Below are 17,380 nucleotides of genomic sequence, written 5' to 3'. Positions count from 1 at the left end.
TCCATTTTTATTGATAATAATAAATATTCAAAAAATGTAGGAGAGGGGGGAACCTCAGAGCGGGTGCCCCCCTTCTATTTAACTTTGCAGCAAAACCAAATGTTTCAATTCGTCATCGGACAGCTCAGTTACCCAGTTGTCACTTTGGATAATTTCGTCGTTCAGTGCCTGTTTTTTTTCAAGCATGGCGTCAATCTTTTCTTCAAGTGTGCCGGTCGCAATCAATTTATGGACATGGACAAACCGCTGCTGTCCGATGCGATGCGCCCTGTCTGTTGCCTGGTTTTCAACAGCCGGGTTCCACCAGCGGTCATAATGAATGACATGATTGGCCGCTGTTAAGTTCAAGCCCGTTCCCCCGGCTTTTAAGCTCAGGAGAAAAACAGGGAACGCCTTGTTTTGAAAATCACGGATCAACTGGTCGCGTTTTGCTTTCGGCATGCTTCCGTTTAAAAACGGAACGTCAAGACCGAACAGCTCCTTCATCATTTGCCGAATCATCTGGCCCATCCCGATATACTGGGTGAAAATCAGGCATGATTCTCCCGTATTCAAAATGGCTTCTGTCAGCGTGGCCAGTTTTTCCAATTTAAATGACCGTTCCAAAAGGTGCGCCGGTTTTTCTTCTTTCAGAAACAGGGCAGGATGGTTGCACAGCTGCTTCAGCCGGTTCAGCATCTGCAAAATCAGCGCTCTTCTGCCAAGCCCGCTCAGCTGGTCGATCCCCTTAAAAGCATTTTGCACCGTTTCTTCGTACAATGCCGCCTGCTCTGCCGTCAGCGGGCAAAATTCTTTTTGCTCCAGCTTTTCGGGCAGATTCAGTTCCACATCCGGATCTTTTTTCGTCCGGCGCAGCAAAAACGGTCGGATGAGGCGCTTAAGCTCGCGGATTTTTTCTTTCGATCCATCCTTTTCGATCGGGGCGATGAACCGTTTTTGGAACTGCCTGAACGTGCCCAAATAGCCTTTATTGGTAAAATCAAAGATCGCCCACAGTTCTGAGAGCCGGTTTTCCATCGGGGTGCCGGTCAAAGCAATATAGTGCCTGCCCTTTAGTTTCCGGATCGCCCGCGACTGTTTCGTCTCTGCATTTTTAATGTTTTGCGCTTCATCAAGGGCAATCGTGCTCCATTCCACAGCTGACAATGCCTCGAAATCAAGGTGGGCAATCCCGTAGCTCGTCAGCACAACATCGGCATGCTGATAGCAGTCCCCCAGGTTTTCTTTTTTCCGGTTCGGCCCGTAATGGAGGGCGGCATTTAAGCCATTTCCAAATTTTTCAATCTCCCGCTGCCAGTTGCCGAGGACAGATGTCGGGCAAATGATGAGCGCCGGATTTGCCGGCTGTTTTGCATGTTTCACATGGAGGAGGTAAGCGATCAGCTGCACGGTTTTCCCAAGCCCCATATCGTCTGCCAGTACGGCGCCAAACCCGCAATCACGCAAAAAGGAGAGCCAGTTTAAGCCAAGCTGCTGATACGGCCGCAAATCGCCCTGAAATCCGGGCGGGATCGGGACGGATGGAATTTCGTCCAGATTGGAAAGTTTCCGGATGAATTTTTTTAATGACTGATTCAGTTCAATTTGAATCCGGGCGAGCGCCTGCATATCCTCTGTTTCTTCTTCGTCCGTTTCCTCTTCGGATCCGGAAGTTTGCGCGAGCAGATCCTGAAGATGGAGGCCCTCTTTTTTGGCCTTTTCCATGAGCGCCTGCAGCGACCGGATCATCTTCGGATCAAGCGTGATCCACTCTTCTCCCGCTTTCACAAAGCGGCGCCCTCCGTTTACGAGGTTTTGAAATTCTTCTTCGCTCATTTCCATCCCGTTTAAGGAAATCCGCCAGTCAAATTCGAGCACTGTATTGAGATTGAAAAAGGACCGGTAGCTTGTGTTTTTTTTCAGTTTTGCTTTCAGCCGCATATTGGCGTTTTTAACAGATGACCACCAGGACGGCAGCATAATTTCCACACCGAGCGGGAGAAGCTTTTCGCTGGCATGAACGAAGAACTCCCATGCGCGGTTTTCTTCAAGTTCATTGCGCAGCTGCCCGTTTTCATCTTGAAGCCAGGGGAACAGTTTTCCCCATCTTGCCTGTTCGAGCCGGACCTCTTCTTCAAACGGCTGCCATTTTTTATACAGCTTTTGCCGGGGGTAGACCAGCATCCGTTCCGGTTTATCACGGCCGCGCAGCACGGTTTCAAGCTTCCAGCGCCCGCCGTCAGCGTCCGGTTCAAAAAGGCGGATCCCAATCGTAAAGGGGAGGGACGCTTCGCCCGCCCATAGTTGAAAACGCCGCTTGTCAAAATACGAGGAGAGTTCCCGGGAGGTAAAGCCTAATTTTTTCAGCTCCATGAATTGCCGCTTCAATTTGGGCCGGCTGGTGATAAAAGAACGGGCAGCTTCTCCGTACCATTCGGAGAGGACGCGGGACAAAGGTTTTTCATCCAGCATCCGACCCCAAAACGACGGGCTGAACTCATCGATGACGGCATCAGGCAGCTCTATCTCCCATGCTTCTTCTTCCGGAAGTGCAGCCGCCTCAGCAAGCCAGCCGCCGCTTAAAACGGCATCAAGCAGCACGGGAGCCGCAGCCAAATAAATTTGCCCGCGTTCATCCCAATCCCAGCGCAACATCGAACTGAACCCTTCTTTTCCGAGCAGGGACAAAAGCGTAAAGCTGTCAGCCAAAATCCCGCGGCGGCTTCCGAAACGCGTGTACGGCATAAAGGCGCCGTAAAAACTTTCTTCATGCCACATAAACAAAGACGGCGCCCAGTAGGAAGGATCGGCCCCGTTTCCGGCCCGGTCTTCGGCAAATAAGAAATAGCGCCCGTCCGGAACCGGCTGTATATTGATTTTTACATCATATTCCATCTGCATCGGTCAAATTTCCCCTCCTGCATTCTTCCTGAAAAGCGCGCATCCGTTTTGTCCGCTCCTTGATTTCATCAAAGAATGCGTACCACCGTTCCTCTTCATGGCGTTTCCGGTAAATGGCTTTTAATTTTTTCAAATAGCGGACGGCTTTTTGATAGGACTTCCGGTTTTTTTCCCCGATACAGATGACGACCGCCCGGTGGTAAAGAGGGAGAAGGGCTTCAGGCGCTTGTTTTGCAACCTGTTCGAGTTTTTCTTTTTCAATATCTCCGGGTGTATGGCCGGTAAGTGTCTGGAGTTCCGCCCACTCCTTGTATCTTGCGGATGAAAACAAAACGTCCCCGTATTTCGGTGCGCTGACAGGCAAAAAGGCGCGGTACAGTTTTTCCAGCAATTTCAGCTGCTGGGCGGAGAGTGCCTGTTCATTGATGGAACGGAAAAACATGCGCATATAGGCAGCCCTTTCGAAGTCGTCCGTGCAAGATTCCAAAAGGCGCGGGATCATCGGCACGGCGGCGGAAATATAGCGGGACAGCCTCTCATCTGCTTTCAGTTCCAAAAACCAGTACGGCATATATACGGCTGTATGGGCGCCGCTTGCAGCCAGCTGCCCGAGAAAAAACAGCGCGGTGTCGTCATTCCCGAGCAAAAAGGCGAGATGTATAAAGCAGAGCACCTTCAGAGTGGAGAGGTTTTCACCGGCGTCAATGCTGTTTAAAATTTCCTTTCTTAAACGCGCCTCTTCCTCTTTCCGCCAATTTTCTTTCTTGAGCAGGCGCGACCAGAGCATCCGGTAAAAATCAACGGTTTCCAGTTCATAGATGGATGCACTGTCCGCCAGCTCGCGGGTGTTCTCGCGAAAATAAGCAATAAACGGATCAAAAGCAAACGGGAGCGCTGCGGACGACAGCCGGTTTGCCGCCTCTTCCGCTTCGCCGGCCAAAAACTGCATGAGAGCCGCGGACGAAAAAAAGCCATTTTTCAAACAAACCGTGTGAAGGTATTTAAACAATTCATAGGCAGCGGCCAGTCTGTAAAGCGGTTCCCATTCCCGTTCGACCGGCAAAAAAAGGGTGAGCCGGCGGTAAACTTCCCTTGCCGAGAGATCGAGAAGAAATTCATCCTTCACATTGATCTCTTCAAACGCGATATGGAAATCATCCAGCCACATGCTGATGGTTTGCCCGGTTGTTTCCGGCTTTTTTTTCTCCAGCAAATCGCTTGCCCGCTTCACGGATTGCAGGATGTCCCCGTCCGTACTGCGGCGCTTCCACTCGCGGACCCAGTCGAATACACTGTTTGCTTCACTGTAGGCAGAGAAAAACAAAGCCATCAGGTGGCGGCAAAAACCGTCATGGGGGCAGGCACAGTCAAAATTCAACGGGTCAAGCAGGTCCAGTTCGCAATCCACCGGTGTCACATCCTGGACTTTCCCGCGCAAAAACCGCCCCGAAACCCGTTTGGCATGGACGAGATGCTGGCGGTACAACAGCAGCCCTTTTTGCACCAGTTTCTGGTGGGATTCGCGCTCCGGCTGCAACCGGTTCTGAAGTTTTGTGGCATAATCGTTCAGTAAGGCGGCCATAGGGCGACACACTTCCTTGGAAAAATATGTAAAACGAAAAGCAGACAGGCTGCTTCGGTTTGTGGCAAGTGATAATTCAACTATTTAGCATAATACACATTTCTGTTGATGTCCAGTGCGGAAAAGAGGGCAGCCGCAACCGGTCTATTTGTTCTTCTCGCAGACTTGAGGAAGGAAATCAAACAATTTTGATGAAAACCCTTATATTTTTTTAAATTTTTTGCTATATTAAGAGTAAGGCAAGAAAATTTTCATAAAAATTTAAGAAATGCCGTGTAAAATCCTATATAGATGGGAATACATATACAGATAAGGAAACAGTACGGAAATCCATGATAGATGAGGTGGTCGTATGAAAAAAAACCATGATCATTTAATAAAGATGATATCGGCTTTTTCGGAAATGGGAATCAAAACCTCCTTTACGAAATCCCGGCTGGAATTGTTCGAAGTGCTCGAAGGGAGAAAGCTGCAACCGGTTTACAAAAAGCATTAATTTCTGTTTTGCGGAGCGGAAAAACGCGGGCGACCAAGCGATCGCCCGCGTTTTTGGATTTTGAATTGGCATCAGAGGGCAGCTGGCGCCCTCCATTACTCAAAAGCTTTTAACATTTCAGGATGTCCGGATTCATTTTGAATCATCGGCGTGGGTTCCTGTTTTGCAGTTCGTTTGGCCGGCCGTGCCGCTTTCTTTTTCACTTCGATATAGCGGATATGCATATCTTCCATTTCACTGATCGTAAAGGTGTATTCATCGGTTTCAACCGTGTCGCCCTGCTTTGCCTCGAATTTTTTGGTTAAAATCCAACCGCCGAGGGTATCAATGTCTTCATCGGAAATTTGTGTGCCGAGCAGGTCGTTCACTTCGCTGATCAGTACTTTGGCGTCGATAATAAAGTGGCCGTCCTTGACTTTCCGGATCAGCGGCACTTCATCCATGTCAAATTCATCACGGATTTCACCGACGATTTCTTCCAAAATATCCTCGACCGTCACTATGCCGCTCGTGCCCCCGTATTCATCAAGCAATACAGCCATGTGAATGCGTTCTTTTTGCATCATGACGAGCAGCTCATTAATCGGAATCGTGTCAATCACGCGGATAATCGGCCGTATATACGCTTCCAGTGACGAAGGGGGAGCCTGTTTTTTCAATACATCGGTTAAAACTTCCTTTAAATTGATGATCCCGATAATATGGTCCTTATCTCCGTCAATGACAGGGTAGCGGGTAAACCGTTCTTCCTGCACGAGGTCCATGAACGTCTGGAGGGAGTCCCCTTTGGAAAGGGAGACAATCTCGGTTCTCGGCACCATAATTTCTTTCGCAATCCGGTTATCAAACTCAAAAATTTTATTTACATATTTAAACTCTGATTGATTGATTTCACCATTTTTATAGCTTTCGGACAGGATAAAGCGCAATTCCTCTTCCGTATGGGCGACGTCATGCCGGGATGCGGGTTCCAGCCCGGCCATTTTTGTAATCAGGCCGGCAGAACTGTTCAGCAGCCAAATAAACGGGTACATCAGCCTGTGGAACAAAATTAACGGCTTTGCTGCAAGAAACGCAATGGTTTCCGCTTTTTGAATCGCAACTGTTTTTGGCGCAAGTTCTCCTGCCACGACATGCACAATGGTAATGACAGAAAAGGCAAGGATGACGGAGAAAACGGCGCCAAAAGACCCCGGAAGATGCAACAGCCCGAGTACGGGAGCGAGAAGATGCGAAACGGTTTCTTCCCCGATCCATCCGATCAGAAGCGAAATGATGGTGATGCCCAATTGGCAGGTCGATAAATACTCATCAAGATTTGTGATGATGTTTTTTACCGAAATCGCTTTTTTGTTTCCTTCTTCGATGAGTTGGTCAATCCGGGAACTTCTAATCTTTACGATTGCAAACTCTGAAGCTACAAAAAAAGCGGAAAGTGCGATTAAAATAAAAATCAGCACCAATTTAAATATGTCCAAATAAGTTTCCCTGCTCCGAATAGAGACGGGGCAGGAGTCACCTCCTGTATATTTGCAAAATTAAATGATCCTATTCCCGGTTTCAGCGCCAGACCACTTCCTTGTTTAAAATGGAGGAAAGGGACTGGACGAGTGCCCGGCTGTCTCCTGATAATTGATTGCGCAATGTTTCTTTTTGCTCTTCCGGCAGTTTCTCCAGATTCGGTGTCATATCTTTCAGTTCCATATTGAGCTGTTTTAACTGTTCGGAAAAGAGGTTCAACTGCTGGACCAGGGCATGTGCATTCGATATGCCGTTCCTTCTGCATTCCAGTTTGACCCGGATCGCCTCAAGCGGGAGATGCATTTTTTTGCATTCTTCTATAAATTGCAGGTCACTTACGGCATCTTCGTCATAAATCCGGTAATTTGCGCCGGTGCGTTTTGGTTTTAACAGCCCGAGCCGGGTGTAGTAATCAATGGTCCGTTTTGAAACATTGGCAATGGATGCTAATTCCCCGATGCGGTACAAAGCCCCATTGGAATCACCCCAATCTCTGAAAAAGCACACTTATATTATGACTATTATAAAACATAAATACCATACAGTCAAACGTACCGGTTAGAAATAAAATGTAATTAGGAAAATTCAATTAGTTTAAAAGTGGAAAACCAGGTTGGGCAGCCCCCCGTTATGAGGAAGCCGCTTCCTGTTTTTTTGATACTTCCACATACAGGACGTGCGAACCTTCCATATCTTTTACTTTGAAATCATACGATTGGAATGGCACGGAATCGCCCTTTTTTAAATCGTATTTCTGTGTCAGCAGCCATCCGCCAATCGTGTCCACGTCATCATCGGGAATTTCGATCGCAAGGAGATCATTTACATCTTCAATCAGCACTTTGGCGTCCAAAATATAATGCGCATCCCCGATTTTTTGGATAAGCGGGATTTCATCCGTATCAAACTCGTCCCGGATTTCACCGACGATTTCCTCTAAAATGTCCTCGACTGTAATAATGCCGGCAGTCCCGCCATATTCATCCAGTAAAACGGCCATATGAGTGTTATCTTTTTGCATGCGGGCAAGGACACCCTGAATCGGCACCGTTTCAATGACATGGATAATTGGATTAATATACGGTTCAATCGTCGCATCGTCCCGGAGATCCGGGTTTGAAACATAATCCGTCAGCACTTCTTTCATGTTGAGCACGCCGATGATATTGTCCTTGTCCCCGTCTGTAACCGGGTAACGCGTATATTTTTCCGATTGTGCAAGCCGGATGAGATCGGCAATCCGGTCGCTCTTGTCGACGGTGACCACTTCTGTTCGGGGGACCATAATTTCTTTTGCGATCCGGTTATCGAATTCAAATATATTGTTGACATATTTATATTCGGACTGGTTAATTTCACCGTTTTTTAAGCTTTCCGACAGAATAATCCGCAGTTCTTCCTCTGAATGGGTGATTTCATTGTCCAATTGCATGTCGAAACCGAGCGCTTTTGTCACAAACCGTGACGACTTGTTCAGCGTCCACGTAAAGGGATACATGATTTTGTTGATGAAAATCAGCGGTTTGGCGACGAGCAGCACAATCGTTTCTGCTGTCTGGATAGCAATATTTTTCGGTGCAAGCTCCCCAACCACGACGCTGAAAAAGGTGATGATGAGAAAAGAAAGAATAAAGGTCACCACGTGGATGAGTGTCCCGGGAACATGGAGTTTGATTAAAAGCGGATTAAAAATCACCCTTAATGTCGGCTCGCCCAGCCACCCGAGAATAAGAGAAATCACGGTGATGCCCAGCTGTGTTGTCGACAAATAGCTGTCCAGGCTGGAAATTACCTTTTTGGCGGAAGCGGCTTTTTTGTTGCCTTCCGCAATGAGCTGGTCAATTCTCGATGTTCGCACCCTTACGAGAGAAAATTCCGAGGCGACAAAAAACGCATTGGCCCCGATTAATAAGACAATAATGAGCAATTTGATCGTCAGCATGGTTTGTCCTGCCAAGAGATGCAAAAATGAATCGTTTTACATGGCCCCTGATTCGGCAAGACATGCACCTCCTTAAGAGACTCTTCCTGTATACTGTTCCCGAAAAACAGGAGAAAAAACGGGGCTTGCCCGGGAACAAGAAAGTACCCGTCGTTTTCTGTATATTCCTATCCATATTTTGAATCATTTTAATAGGAACTGCAAGCACAAGGGCGTCTTTTCCCGGTTAAAAAATGGCAATGCTGGTGAGGGGGTAAACAGTAGTATATGGTTTTGCATTTAGCGGAAATACATTATAATCATCAGTGAGGATAAAGGATGCCCCTTTTTCAGATAGGAATGAAATAAAAATCCAATTTTTTCGCCAACTTTGTTAAAATAAAATTATGAGAACTGGCGGGCTTTAGTTCATAACATGCTTTGCACAATCGGGGGTAATAGTTTGAAAAACCATGGTGGCAACAGGGAGCTCATTTACGTTCACGCGAATGAAGTGAATCACTATGTTTTATCGCACGGCATCTGTTTTTATGAATTTTACCATGCTTTCCCCAATTTGACGAATCTCCTTCTTCTCCGTCATCAATTTGAGGCGGGCACTGTAAATTTACATACGCTGTTTGAATATGCGGATGAAGAAACAATCGGGCGGCTGCTGGAAGAAGACATATACAGCTACGGGGATTTTTGCTGGGTTGATTTTGAGGATGAGGAAGGGCTCGATCTGCTGGAGGGGTATGAAATTGCGGAATTGCTGTATCTGAGCCATATGAAACATCATTTGCGGAGGCCTTTTTACCGGAAATTAAATAACCGTTTCGTCTATTTATCGCAGGATGACGGCTACTACAGCAAAATTTATTTCCGTTCTTTCCGTGATTTTTATGCGATGCTTGGCTGTGTAGTTGCCGAGCGGATCAACAGGATCAAAGGAGAGAAGCCGTTTCTGTTCGGGCGGAAAAAGCGGAAAGCGCTGCCTGCTATCCCGGTGGAGGTGCTGTTGCCTCTTTTGGATAAAATGAAGGAAGGGATGGTCATTTCAATGGAATATGCCGTGCAGACCCGGGTGCAAATTGAAATCCCGTTTTGGACGATCGGCGATTTTCATGATATGGATGAAATGCACGAAGAATATGCCGTCATCTCCGGCACGCCAATCGATGGAAAAATGGTCTATGACCGCAGGATGCAGGAATGGAAAATTTTAATCCATTAGACGCCCATGTGCGGTGAACGCTGTACCAGCGCAGCAGATGGATGAAAAGCAGCTGGCGCAATGTTTCAGGATAGAAAAGCGGGAAAGCCACCCCGCTTTTCATTATACACGTGTTACACAAATGCCTGTTTTGACATACAATAGGGAAGAAACTGAACAAATCAAAATGGCAAATTTGGCGCACACCGGGTGTGTAAAATGTTAAAATAGGAATATCCTGTTCGTATGATGGAGGATGACAATGAAAAAGAAAATCTGTTTGCTTTACGGCGGAAAATCCGCTGAGCATGAAGTATCCCTGCAAACCGCCAAAGCTGTAATACAGGCCTTGGATCACGAAAAATACGATATTTACCCTATCTTCATTACAACGGAAGGGGACTGGATAAAAGGGCCGCTTTTAACCGGGCCTGTTGAAACCGTGAAACAGCTTGAATTCCATGACGGAAAGAAAATGGCCCCTAATGCGCTTTCAACCACCGTATCGGACGAAAAGGGCGGCTATGACATCATTTTTCCGCTGTTGCACGGGCCGAACGGGGAGGACGGCACCGTACAGGGCATGCTTGAACTGTTAAATCTGCCGTATGTTGGAAATGGCGTGCTTGCCTCTTCAGCCGGAATGGATAAAGTGATTATGAAAAACCTGTTTGCGCAAGCCGGGCTCGACCAGGTGAAATATGTTTCTTTTATCCGCAGCGAATGGGAAAAAGCGCCCGAAACCTGTTTTCAACAAGTGGAAGAAAAGACCGGTTACCCTTGTTTCGTCAAGCCGGCGAATCTCGGTTCAAGTGTCGGGATCAGTAAGTGTAAAGACCGCACAGAACTGGAAGCCGCATTTAAGGAAGCCTTTCAATACGACCGGAAAATCATTGTTGAAGAAGGCGTCACGGCAAGGGAAATTGAACTTGGCGTGATCGGGAATGACAATCCGCAATGTTCCGTTGCCGGCGAAATTGTCGCGAAAAAAGATTTTTACGATTATAAAGCGAAATACGAAGATGGGGATACGGCGTTAATCATTCCGGCCGAAATTTCCGAAACGGTATATAAAAAGCTAACCGAAGCTGCGATTACGGCATTTAAAGCACTCGACTGCTCGGGGCTGGTGCGCGCTGACTTTTTTGTGACAGAAGACGAACGGGTGATCATCAATGAAATCAATACGATGCCCGGATTTACGCCATTCAGCATGTTTCCGCTTCTGTGGAAAGAGGCGGGGCTGGATTACCCGCAGCTGATCGAAAAGCTGATTGAACTTGCCCTGGAGCGGCATGCTGAAAAACAGCGGATTAAATATACTTTGTAACGAATTTGGAACCATTGACAATGGTTCCCGTTCTGTTTTCAAGGAGGAAAAGAGCGAAAATGATCAGACGGACGATCCGGGAAATGACCGGAATGATCCATGTGGAAAACGGGGAAGAACTGCAGCGCAACGAAACGCTTGTACAAGGTGTATGCATTGATTCGCGCAAAATCGAAAAAGGTAATCTGTATGTGCCGCTTACAGGCAGGCATGCGGACGGCCATCAATTTGTGGAGGACGCATTTCGCAGAGGCGCAGCTGCATCCCTCTGGCAAAAAGATGTGCCGAACCCGCCGGCGCACGTGCCGCTTCTTATCGTGGAAGATACAGAGAAAAGCCTGCAGGAATTGGCAAAAAGCTACCGGAACGCCTTGCGGGCAAAAGTCGTCGGCATTACCGGCAGCAACGGGAAAACGACGACAAAAGATATGGTCGCCTCCGTCCTTTCCGAAAAATTTAAAGTGCAAAAAACAGAAGGCAATTTTAACAACCACCAGGGCGTTCCGTTAACGCTCCTGTCCCTTGATGAAGATACGGAAATCGCCGTGGTGGAAATGGGCATGAGTGCAAAAGGGGAAATTTCTTTTCTAACATCGATTGCCCGCCCGGATGTGGCCATTATTACAAATATTGGCGAGGCGCATATTCAAAATCTCGGTTCCCGTGAAGCGATTGCCGATGCAAAACTCGAAATTACAGAAGGCCTTCCGGAAAACGGGCTGCTGATCTATATGGGGGACGAACCGCTTTTGCAGGAACGGGTGCCAAACATTACCGGCATTCGGACAAAGACGTTCGGCAAAGGGCACGGAAATGATCTTTATCCGGTGGGATGGAGACAAGAGACAAACGGCAGCGCGTTCCGGACAAATGCTTCGGGGGATATCGGTTTTCATCTGCCGGTCCTTGGCGAATACAATGTCATCAATTCGCTTGCCGCCATTCTTGCCGGCCGCGAGTTTGGCATGCCGTTTGAGGAAATCCGCGCAGGGCTTGGGAAAACGAGGCTGAGCGCAATGCGGATGGAAATGGCGGATGGCATCAACGGCTCAAAAATCATCAACGATGCATATAATGCAAGCCCGACGTCGATGCGTGCGGCCATCCGGCTTGTGGAGCAGTTTGAAGGAACGGGCCGGAAAATCCTCGTGCTCGGGGATATGCTTGAACTGGGCGAAAAGGAAGCGGCGTTTCACAGGGAGGTCGGCCGCAGCTTGAACCCTGAAAAAATTGATTTTGTTTTTACATATGGCAAGTTGGGCCGTTTGATCGCGGAAGCTTGCGATTTTCCGGGCAACCGCGTGTTTGCGTTTGAGGACAAGGAGCGGTTGATCGATATGTTGAAAGGAAAAATCGGAGCCGGCGATTTGATTCTGGTCAAAGCCTCAAGAGGCATGCAGCTAGAAGAAGTGGTAAAGGCCATTACAGTTTCATAAAGGAAACAGCAAAGAGCCCCTCATACGTAGTATGGAGGCTCTTTGCATAAAAAGGCCATCGGGCAAAAACCGCACGCAAAAAACTATTTTTCCAGATAGTAAATGGCCGCTTCATACGGGCGGAACAGCGTGCTTGTGCCAGTATCTTCATAGTTTCCAAGCAGCAGTTTCCAGTTGTCATCCGGTTGATCAAAGCTTACTGTGTTTTCGCTTAAGTTGGCGGCAACGAGCAGTTTTTCCGATTCATTTTCCCTCGTGTACACGTACAAATGCGGATGGTCCGGCATCAGCAGCTCATACCGGCCGTCTGTAAACACATCGTATGAATGCCGCAGCTTAATCAAAGATTGATAGTAATAAAAAATCGAATCAGGCTCTTGAAGCGCTTTTGCCACGTTGATCTCCGAATAGCGGGAATTGACTTTAAGCCACGGTGTTCCGGTTGTAAAGCCGGCATTCAAACTGCCGTCCCACTGCATCGGCGTCCGTGCATTGTCGCGTCCTTTTTTTCGGACAGCTGTTAAAAATTCATCTTTCGACATGATTTGGTTTTCCATCACAAGCTCTTGATAAGCATTCCGGATTTCAATGTCATCATATTCTTCGAGTTCGAGATCGGCGTTCACCATCCCGATTTCTTCCCCTTGATAAATAAAAGGGGTCCCTTTCAGCCCGTGCAAAATGGTGGCAAACGCTTTGGCACATTCTGCCCGGTACGTTGTATCATTGCCCCAGCGCGATACCACCCTCGCCTGGTCATGGTTTTCAAAATAGAGCGCATTCCAGCCGGTATCCGCGAGCTCATATTGCCAGCGGGAAAGGATTTGTTTCAATTCGACCAGGTCAAAAGGCTTCAAAGCCCATTTGCCGGCAGGGCTGCCCGGTTTCGTATCGACATCCATATGTTCAAAATTAAAAATCATATTGAGTTCATGGCGGTCCGGCCCTGTATATTTCCTGGCGATTTCGACATCGGATCCGATGGCTTCCCCGACAGTCATGCAGTCGTATTTTGACAGCACTTCGCGGTTCATTTCCTGGATGAACGCATGGAGGCGCGGCCCGTTTGCATGATACTTGCCAATGCCGTATTTTTGCCCTTCCGGAAGTTCATAATCAGGAAAATCAAGAAACTTGGAAATCGAGCCGATCACATCCATGCGCCAGCCGTCCACCCCTTTATCCATCCAGAACTTCATCATATCGTAAATCTCTTTCCGCACTTTTTCGTTTTCCCAGTTTAAGTCAGGCTGTTTCTTTGAAAAATAGTGCAAATAGTATTGCCCGGTTGTTTCGTCGTACTCCCAGGCGGAACCGGAAAACATCGAACCCCAGTTGTTCGGAGGGGTGCCGTCCGGTTTCGGGTCTTTCCAAAAATAAAAGTCGCGGTACGGATTATCCTTCGATTTCCGGCTTTCGACAAACCAGGCATGTTCATCGGAGGTATGGTTCACGACAAGATCCATTACGATTTTAATCCCGCGTGCATGGGCTTCGTCAAGCAGGCGGTCCATATCTTCATTTGTCCCGAACATCTTGTCGATCTTGCGGTAGTCACGGATATCGTAGCCATTGTCATCCTGCGGCGAGTCGTACACCGGGCTGATCCAGATGCAGTCGATCCCGAGTGTTTTCAAATAGTCGAGCTTATCCATAATTCCCCGCAAATCGCCGATCCCGTCACCATTTGTATCATAAAAACTGCGCGGGTAAATCTGGTAAACAACGGCTTTTTTCCACCATTCTGTCATGACAGCTTATACTCCTTCGTGTACGTATTTGTTAGATGGATGAATTCCCCATATAACTTCAATTGAAGCGGTTTGCCTTCCAGAAGGGAGACGGCGACTTCTCTTTTGTTCACTTTTACTTCAAGGAGGCGGTGCCGGTAATTGACTTTGAATGCGTATTCACCCCAGTCTTTCGGCAAAAACGGCGCAAACGACAAGGTTTCATGGAAGGTGCGCATGCCGGCAAACCCGTGGACAATGGAGAGCCAGCTTCCGGCCATGGACGTGATGTGCAACCCGTCTTCCGTATCATGGTTATAGTTGTCAAGATCAAGCCGGGACGTGCGTTTATACAGTTCGACCGCTTTGTCTTCTTTCCGGAGCTCAGCCGCCAGAATCGCATGGACGCAAGGGGAGAGGCTCGATTCATGGACGGTGAGCGGTTCGTAAAATTCAAAATGGCGCCGCTTTTCCTCTATTGTAAACTCATCATTGAAGAAATAAAACCCTTGCAGGACGTCTGCCTGCTTAATATAACAGGAGCGGAGGATCCGGTCCCATGACCAGTGCTGGTTGAGCGGCAGGTCTTCTTTCGGGAGGCAGGCGGCCGGTTTGATCGGTTTATCCAGGAAGCCGTCCTGCTGCAGAAAAATGCCCAGCTCTTCATCATACGGGAAATACATCCGGCCGATAATATCCTGCCAATGCGCGCGTTCTTCATCCGTAACATTCAGCGCGGCTGCTTTTTCCGCACCGGCAAAGTCAAGGGACGCAAGGGTGTATTTAAGCGTCCAGACGGCAATTCGGTTTGTGTACCAGTTGTTGTTGACGTTGTTTTCATACTCGTTCGGGCCGGTTACGCCATGGATCATGTATTTTTGCTTTCGCTCGGAAAAATGGACGCGGTCGGCGAAAAAGCGGCTGATGCCGACGAGGACATCAATCCCGTACTGGCTGATGTAGGCTTTATCGCCGGTGTAATTGACATAATTGTAAATGGCATAAGCAATGGCGCCGTTCCGGTGAATTTCTTCGAATGTGATTTCCCATTCGTTATGGCATTCGATTCCGGTAAAAGTGACCATCGGGTATAAAGCGCCTTTCAGCCCGAGTTTTTTTGCATTTTCATACGCCTCGGGGAGCTGATGGTAGCGGTAGAGCAGTAAATTTCTTGTGACTTCCGGCGCGGCAACAGACAGATACATGGGTACGGCATAGGCTTCTGTATCCCAGTACGTCGCGCCGCCGTATTTTTCGCCGGTGAAACCTTTCGGGCCGATGTTTAAGCGCGGATCATCGCCGTAATAGGTCGAAAAAAGCTGAAATAGGTTAAAGCGGATCCCTTGCTGGGCTTCCGGATCGCCGGAAATGCGGACGTCTGCTTTCTCCCACCGTTTATGCCAGGCTGCTGCGTGCTCCTCATATAGCTTTTCGTACCCGTTTTCCAAAGCCTGTTCAAGCAATTCGTAGGCGCGGGGGAGGAGCGCATCCTTTTCATAGTCCCGGCTTGTCGTGACAGAAACCATTTTATCCAGAAGGAGCGACTCGTTTTCGCCGAGCGTTTTTTCATATACATAGCCGGCATAAAGCGTATCCGACTCACAGGAAGCAAGCGTTGCCTCCGTCAGATTGCCCATGGCGGCGGCTACGGTAAAACGGGGAACGCCAAACGGGTTTTCAATTGTTTCCGTGACAACCGCGGCCTTGTCTTCCGTTGCCTCAGACCGGATTTCCGTCCAGAACATTTCATCATAATTGGCGTCTTCGTTTTTGACATTGCCGTCCAGGAAAGGTTTTAACGTGAGTACGGCCGGATTGCCAAGATTGGTGGCACGGATTCGGATCGCGGCAATTTCTTTATGGACAATGCTGAAAAAGCGTTCAAATTCAATTTTGACTTTCTTGCCGGACTTTTCGACAAGATAGGAATGGCGCAAGACGGCATTTTTCATATCAAGTTCCAGCTGAAATTGTTCGAGCGGGTCCAGAAACAGGTCAATTTCCTCTTGATCAATCCAGACGCGCAACCCGGCAAGATTGACCGCGTTAATGACTTTTCCGAAATAATCGGGATAGCCGACTTTCCACCAGCCCACCCTTGTTTTATCCGGGTACCAGACCCCTGCAATATATGTGCCCTGGTGATGATCCCCGGAATAAGACTCCTCGAAATTTCCGCGCATGCCCATATAGCCGTTTCCTAAAGAAGTGATGCTTTCCTGAAGCCGGATATGTTCACGGTGGAGCTTCGTTGTTTTTAAAGTCCATTCATCTACATCGAAAAGCCGGTTGTAATACATTAGAAATCCTCCTCGTCAGCATCTTGTACTTACATGTCGTCCGTCAGAAATTTTGTTTTTAAAAAAATCATCGCAATGAAAAGCACCATGCCCAGTGATTGGATCATCATCATTGTTGCAGCACCTGCGCCGGAAAAGCCTGCCAACATGGCAATAATGGACGGAACCCCTGCTGCAGACAGCGTAATGGTTGCAGCCTGTTTCAATGACCGGATGCCGGAAAAACTTGAAAAACGTGTCAGGCAAAGTATCAGGGACACCGCCCCCATCAATAGCATATTGCTGAAAAGAAACAGGATTCCGATCAGGCATGAAACAAGCGGAATCAGGATGACTTTATGTTGCCGGAACCAGAGAGCGCCGGCAAAAGAAGCAAGATCACGGCCGTTTTGGATGATGATCTTCTCGTTTCCGGCCGGGTAGCGGACGGAAAAGCCAAAGCCGTTTTCATCAGCCAGAATGAGCCGGTCTTTCCGGAAAAGGAGCGCATTTTTGTAATGCGCGACTTTTGTATGGTAACGGCTTTCCGAAACGGCCGTGGTTTTGCGCGGATCAAAGGAGATAATCGTATCTCCGTGCTCCTTTGTCCACGCGTTGCCGGATTGGAGCACGCCGTTTTGAAAGGAAAGGACGGCGTTTTGCCCGGTATACCCGGTTTGTATCGCTGCATTTAAATGCGGCGCCACTTGCTCTAAGCTGATATTTCCTGCCCGCGCAAAAGAGAGTGAAAGCGGGGCAATCAGGCAGGCGTTTAAAAAGAGAAAAATGAGAATCAGTTTCCAAACGTTAAGCGCACCCCGGTACCGGAAAATTTTTACAGGTGAAACGATCATCGCAAAATAACCAGCAGGGAATCTTTGAATCTGTTCCATAAGCAATCCCACATTTCAATAAAGTATGCTATGTTTTTTACAAGTTTTTTCCGCCCGGGCCGGCAGCTGTTAAAGCTGTCCATCCCGTTACGCCCT

General features: G+C 48.0%; 12 protein-coding genes. 4 read left to right on the top strand and 8 right to left on the bottom strand.

Annotated features, from left to right (window positions below):
* Positions 1-78: 78 nt before the first annotated feature.
* Both NSU00_RS14750 and NSU00_RS14745 read right to left on the bottom strand, forming a co-directional pair.
* On the bottom strand, positions 79-2,880 hold the full coding sequence (locus NSU00_RS14750) for a DEAD/DEAH box helicase (protein WP_340703864.1): 2,802 nt from the start codon (positions 2,878-2,880) through the stop codon (positions 79-81).
* On the bottom strand, positions 2,864-4,462 hold the full coding sequence (locus tag NSU00_RS14745) for an SWIM zinc finger family protein (protein WP_340703863.1): 1,599 nt from the start codon (positions 4,460-4,462) through the stop codon (positions 2,864-2,866). The genes NSU00_RS14750 and NSU00_RS14745 overlap by 17 nt, the downstream gene beginning before the upstream one ends.
* A gap of 352 nt (positions 4,463-4,814) precedes the next feature.
* Between NSU00_RS14745 and NSU00_RS14740 the strand changes: the two genes are divergently transcribed.
* Positions 4,815-4,958 (top strand): Lmo0850 family protein, encoded by a 144-nt coding sequence (locus tag NSU00_RS14740; RefSeq protein WP_013860706.1) that lies wholly within the window; start codon positions 4,815-4,817, stop codon positions 4,956-4,958.
* A 95-nt stretch (positions 4,959-5,053) separates the two neighbouring features.
* On the opposite strand, the gene NSU00_RS14735 is transcribed toward NSU00_RS14740, so the two are convergent.
* The 3 genes from NSU00_RS14735 to NSU00_RS14725 all read right to left on the bottom strand — a co-directional run bounded on the left by NSU00_RS14735 (position 5,054) and on the right by NSU00_RS14725 (position 8,421).
* Positions 5,054-6,436: a hemolysin family protein gene (locus NSU00_RS14735; RefSeq protein WP_013860705.1), complete on the bottom strand. Its 1,383-nt coding sequence runs from the start codon at positions 6,434-6,436 to the stop codon at positions 5,054-5,056.
* 82 nt (positions 6,437-6,518) lie between these two features.
* Positions 6,519-6,947, bottom strand: a complete 429-nt coding sequence (locus tag NSU00_RS14730; protein ID WP_061574549.1) for a MerR family transcriptional regulator — start codon at positions 6,945-6,947, stop codon at positions 6,519-6,521.
* 160 nt (positions 6,948-7,107) lie between these two features.
* Positions 7,108-8,421 (bottom strand): hemolysin family protein, encoded by a 1,314-nt coding sequence (locus NSU00_RS14725; protein WP_017554381.1) that lies wholly within the window; start codon positions 8,419-8,421, stop codon positions 7,108-7,110.
* A 442-nt stretch (positions 8,422-8,863) separates the two neighbouring features.
* Here NSU00_RS14725 and NSU00_RS14720 point away from each other — a divergent pair, with 442 nt between their 5' ends.
* From NSU00_RS14720 to NSU00_RS14710, 3 genes are all read left to right on the top strand, one after another.
* On the top strand, positions 8,864-9,637 hold the full coding sequence (locus tag NSU00_RS14720; RefSeq protein WP_019720997.1) for a hypothetical protein: 774 nt from the start codon (positions 8,864-8,866) through the stop codon (positions 9,635-9,637).
* A gap of 241 nt (positions 9,638-9,878) precedes the next feature.
* Positions 9,879-10,946: a D-alanine--D-alanine ligase gene (locus NSU00_RS14715; protein WP_195850669.1), complete on the top strand. Its 1,068-nt coding sequence runs from the start codon at positions 9,879-9,881 to the stop codon at positions 10,944-10,946.
* Between the two features lie 59 nt (positions 10,947-11,005).
* Positions 11,006-12,382, top strand: coding sequence for a UDP-N-acetylmuramoyl-tripeptide--D-alanyl-D-alanine ligase (locus NSU00_RS14710; RefSeq protein ID WP_061574547.1), 1,377 nt, complete (start codon positions 11,006-11,008; stop codon positions 12,380-12,382).
* Positions 12,383-12,465: 83 nt separating this feature from the next.
* On the opposite strand, the gene NSU00_RS14705 is transcribed toward NSU00_RS14710, so the two are convergent.
* From NSU00_RS14705 to NSU00_RS14695, 3 genes are read right to left on the bottom strand one after another with little or no spacing between them, the layout of a single operon-like run.
* Positions 12,466-14,133 (bottom strand): glycoside hydrolase family 13 protein, encoded by a 1,668-nt coding sequence (locus NSU00_RS14705; RefSeq protein WP_013860699.1) that lies wholly within the window; start codon positions 14,131-14,133, stop codon positions 12,466-12,468.
* Entirely contained in the window at positions 14,130-16,412 is a 2,283-nt protein-coding gene (locus tag NSU00_RS14700; RefSeq protein ID WP_340703087.1) for a glycoside hydrolase family 65 protein, read from the bottom strand. The genes NSU00_RS14705 and NSU00_RS14700 overlap by 4 nt, the downstream gene beginning before the upstream one ends.
* A gap of 29 nt (positions 16,413-16,441) precedes the next feature.
* Positions 16,442-17,284 (bottom strand): DUF1189 family protein, encoded by an 843-nt coding sequence (locus NSU00_RS14695; RefSeq protein ID WP_340703086.1) that lies wholly within the window; start codon positions 17,282-17,284, stop codon positions 16,442-16,444.
* Between the last annotated feature and the right edge of the window lie 96 nt (positions 17,285-17,380).

Source organism: Weizmannia sp. FSL W8-0401 (assembly GCF_038009125.1).
GTDB classification, from domain to species: Bacteria; Bacillota; Bacilli; order Bacillales; family Bacillaceae_C; genus Weizmannia; species Weizmannia coagulans.
This window is presented reverse-complemented; position numbering and strand designations above follow the sequence as displayed.

Excerpts from the sequence above, each read along its gene's own strand:
- NSU00_RS14705 (WP_013860699.1), bottom strand. The coding sequence starts at position 14,133 with ATGACAGAATGGTGGAAAAAAGCCGTTGTTTACCAGATTTACCCGCGC.
- NSU00_RS14750 (WP_340703864.1), bottom strand. The coding sequence starts at position 2,880 with ATGCAGATGGAATATGATGTAAAAATCAATATACAGCCGGTTCCGGAC.
- NSU00_RS14725 (WP_017554381.1), bottom strand. The coding sequence starts at position 8,421 with ATGCTGACGATCAAATTGCTCATTATTGTCTTATTAATCGGGGCCAAT.
- NSU00_RS14695 (WP_340703086.1), bottom strand. The coding sequence starts at position 17,284 with ATGGAACAGATTCAAAGATTCCCTGCTGGTTATTTTGCGATGATCGTT.
- NSU00_RS14745 (WP_340703863.1), bottom strand. The coding sequence starts at position 4,462 with ATGGCCGCCTTACTGAACGATTATGCCACAAAACTTCAGAACCGGTTG.
- NSU00_RS14740 (WP_013860706.1), top strand. The coding sequence starts at position 4,815 with ATGAAAAAAAACCATGATCATTTAATAAAGATGATATCGGCTTTTTCG.
- NSU00_RS14700 (WP_340703087.1), bottom strand. The coding sequence starts at position 16,412 with ATGTATTACAACCGGCTTTTCGATGTAGATGAATGGACTTTAAAAACA.
- NSU00_RS14715 (WP_195850669.1), top strand. The coding sequence starts at position 9,879 with ATGAAAAAGAAAATCTGTTTGCTTTACGGCGGAAAATCCGCTGAGCAT.
- NSU00_RS14710 (WP_061574547.1), top strand. The coding sequence starts at position 11,006 with ATGATCAGACGGACGATCCGGGAAATGACCGGAATGATCCATGTGGAA.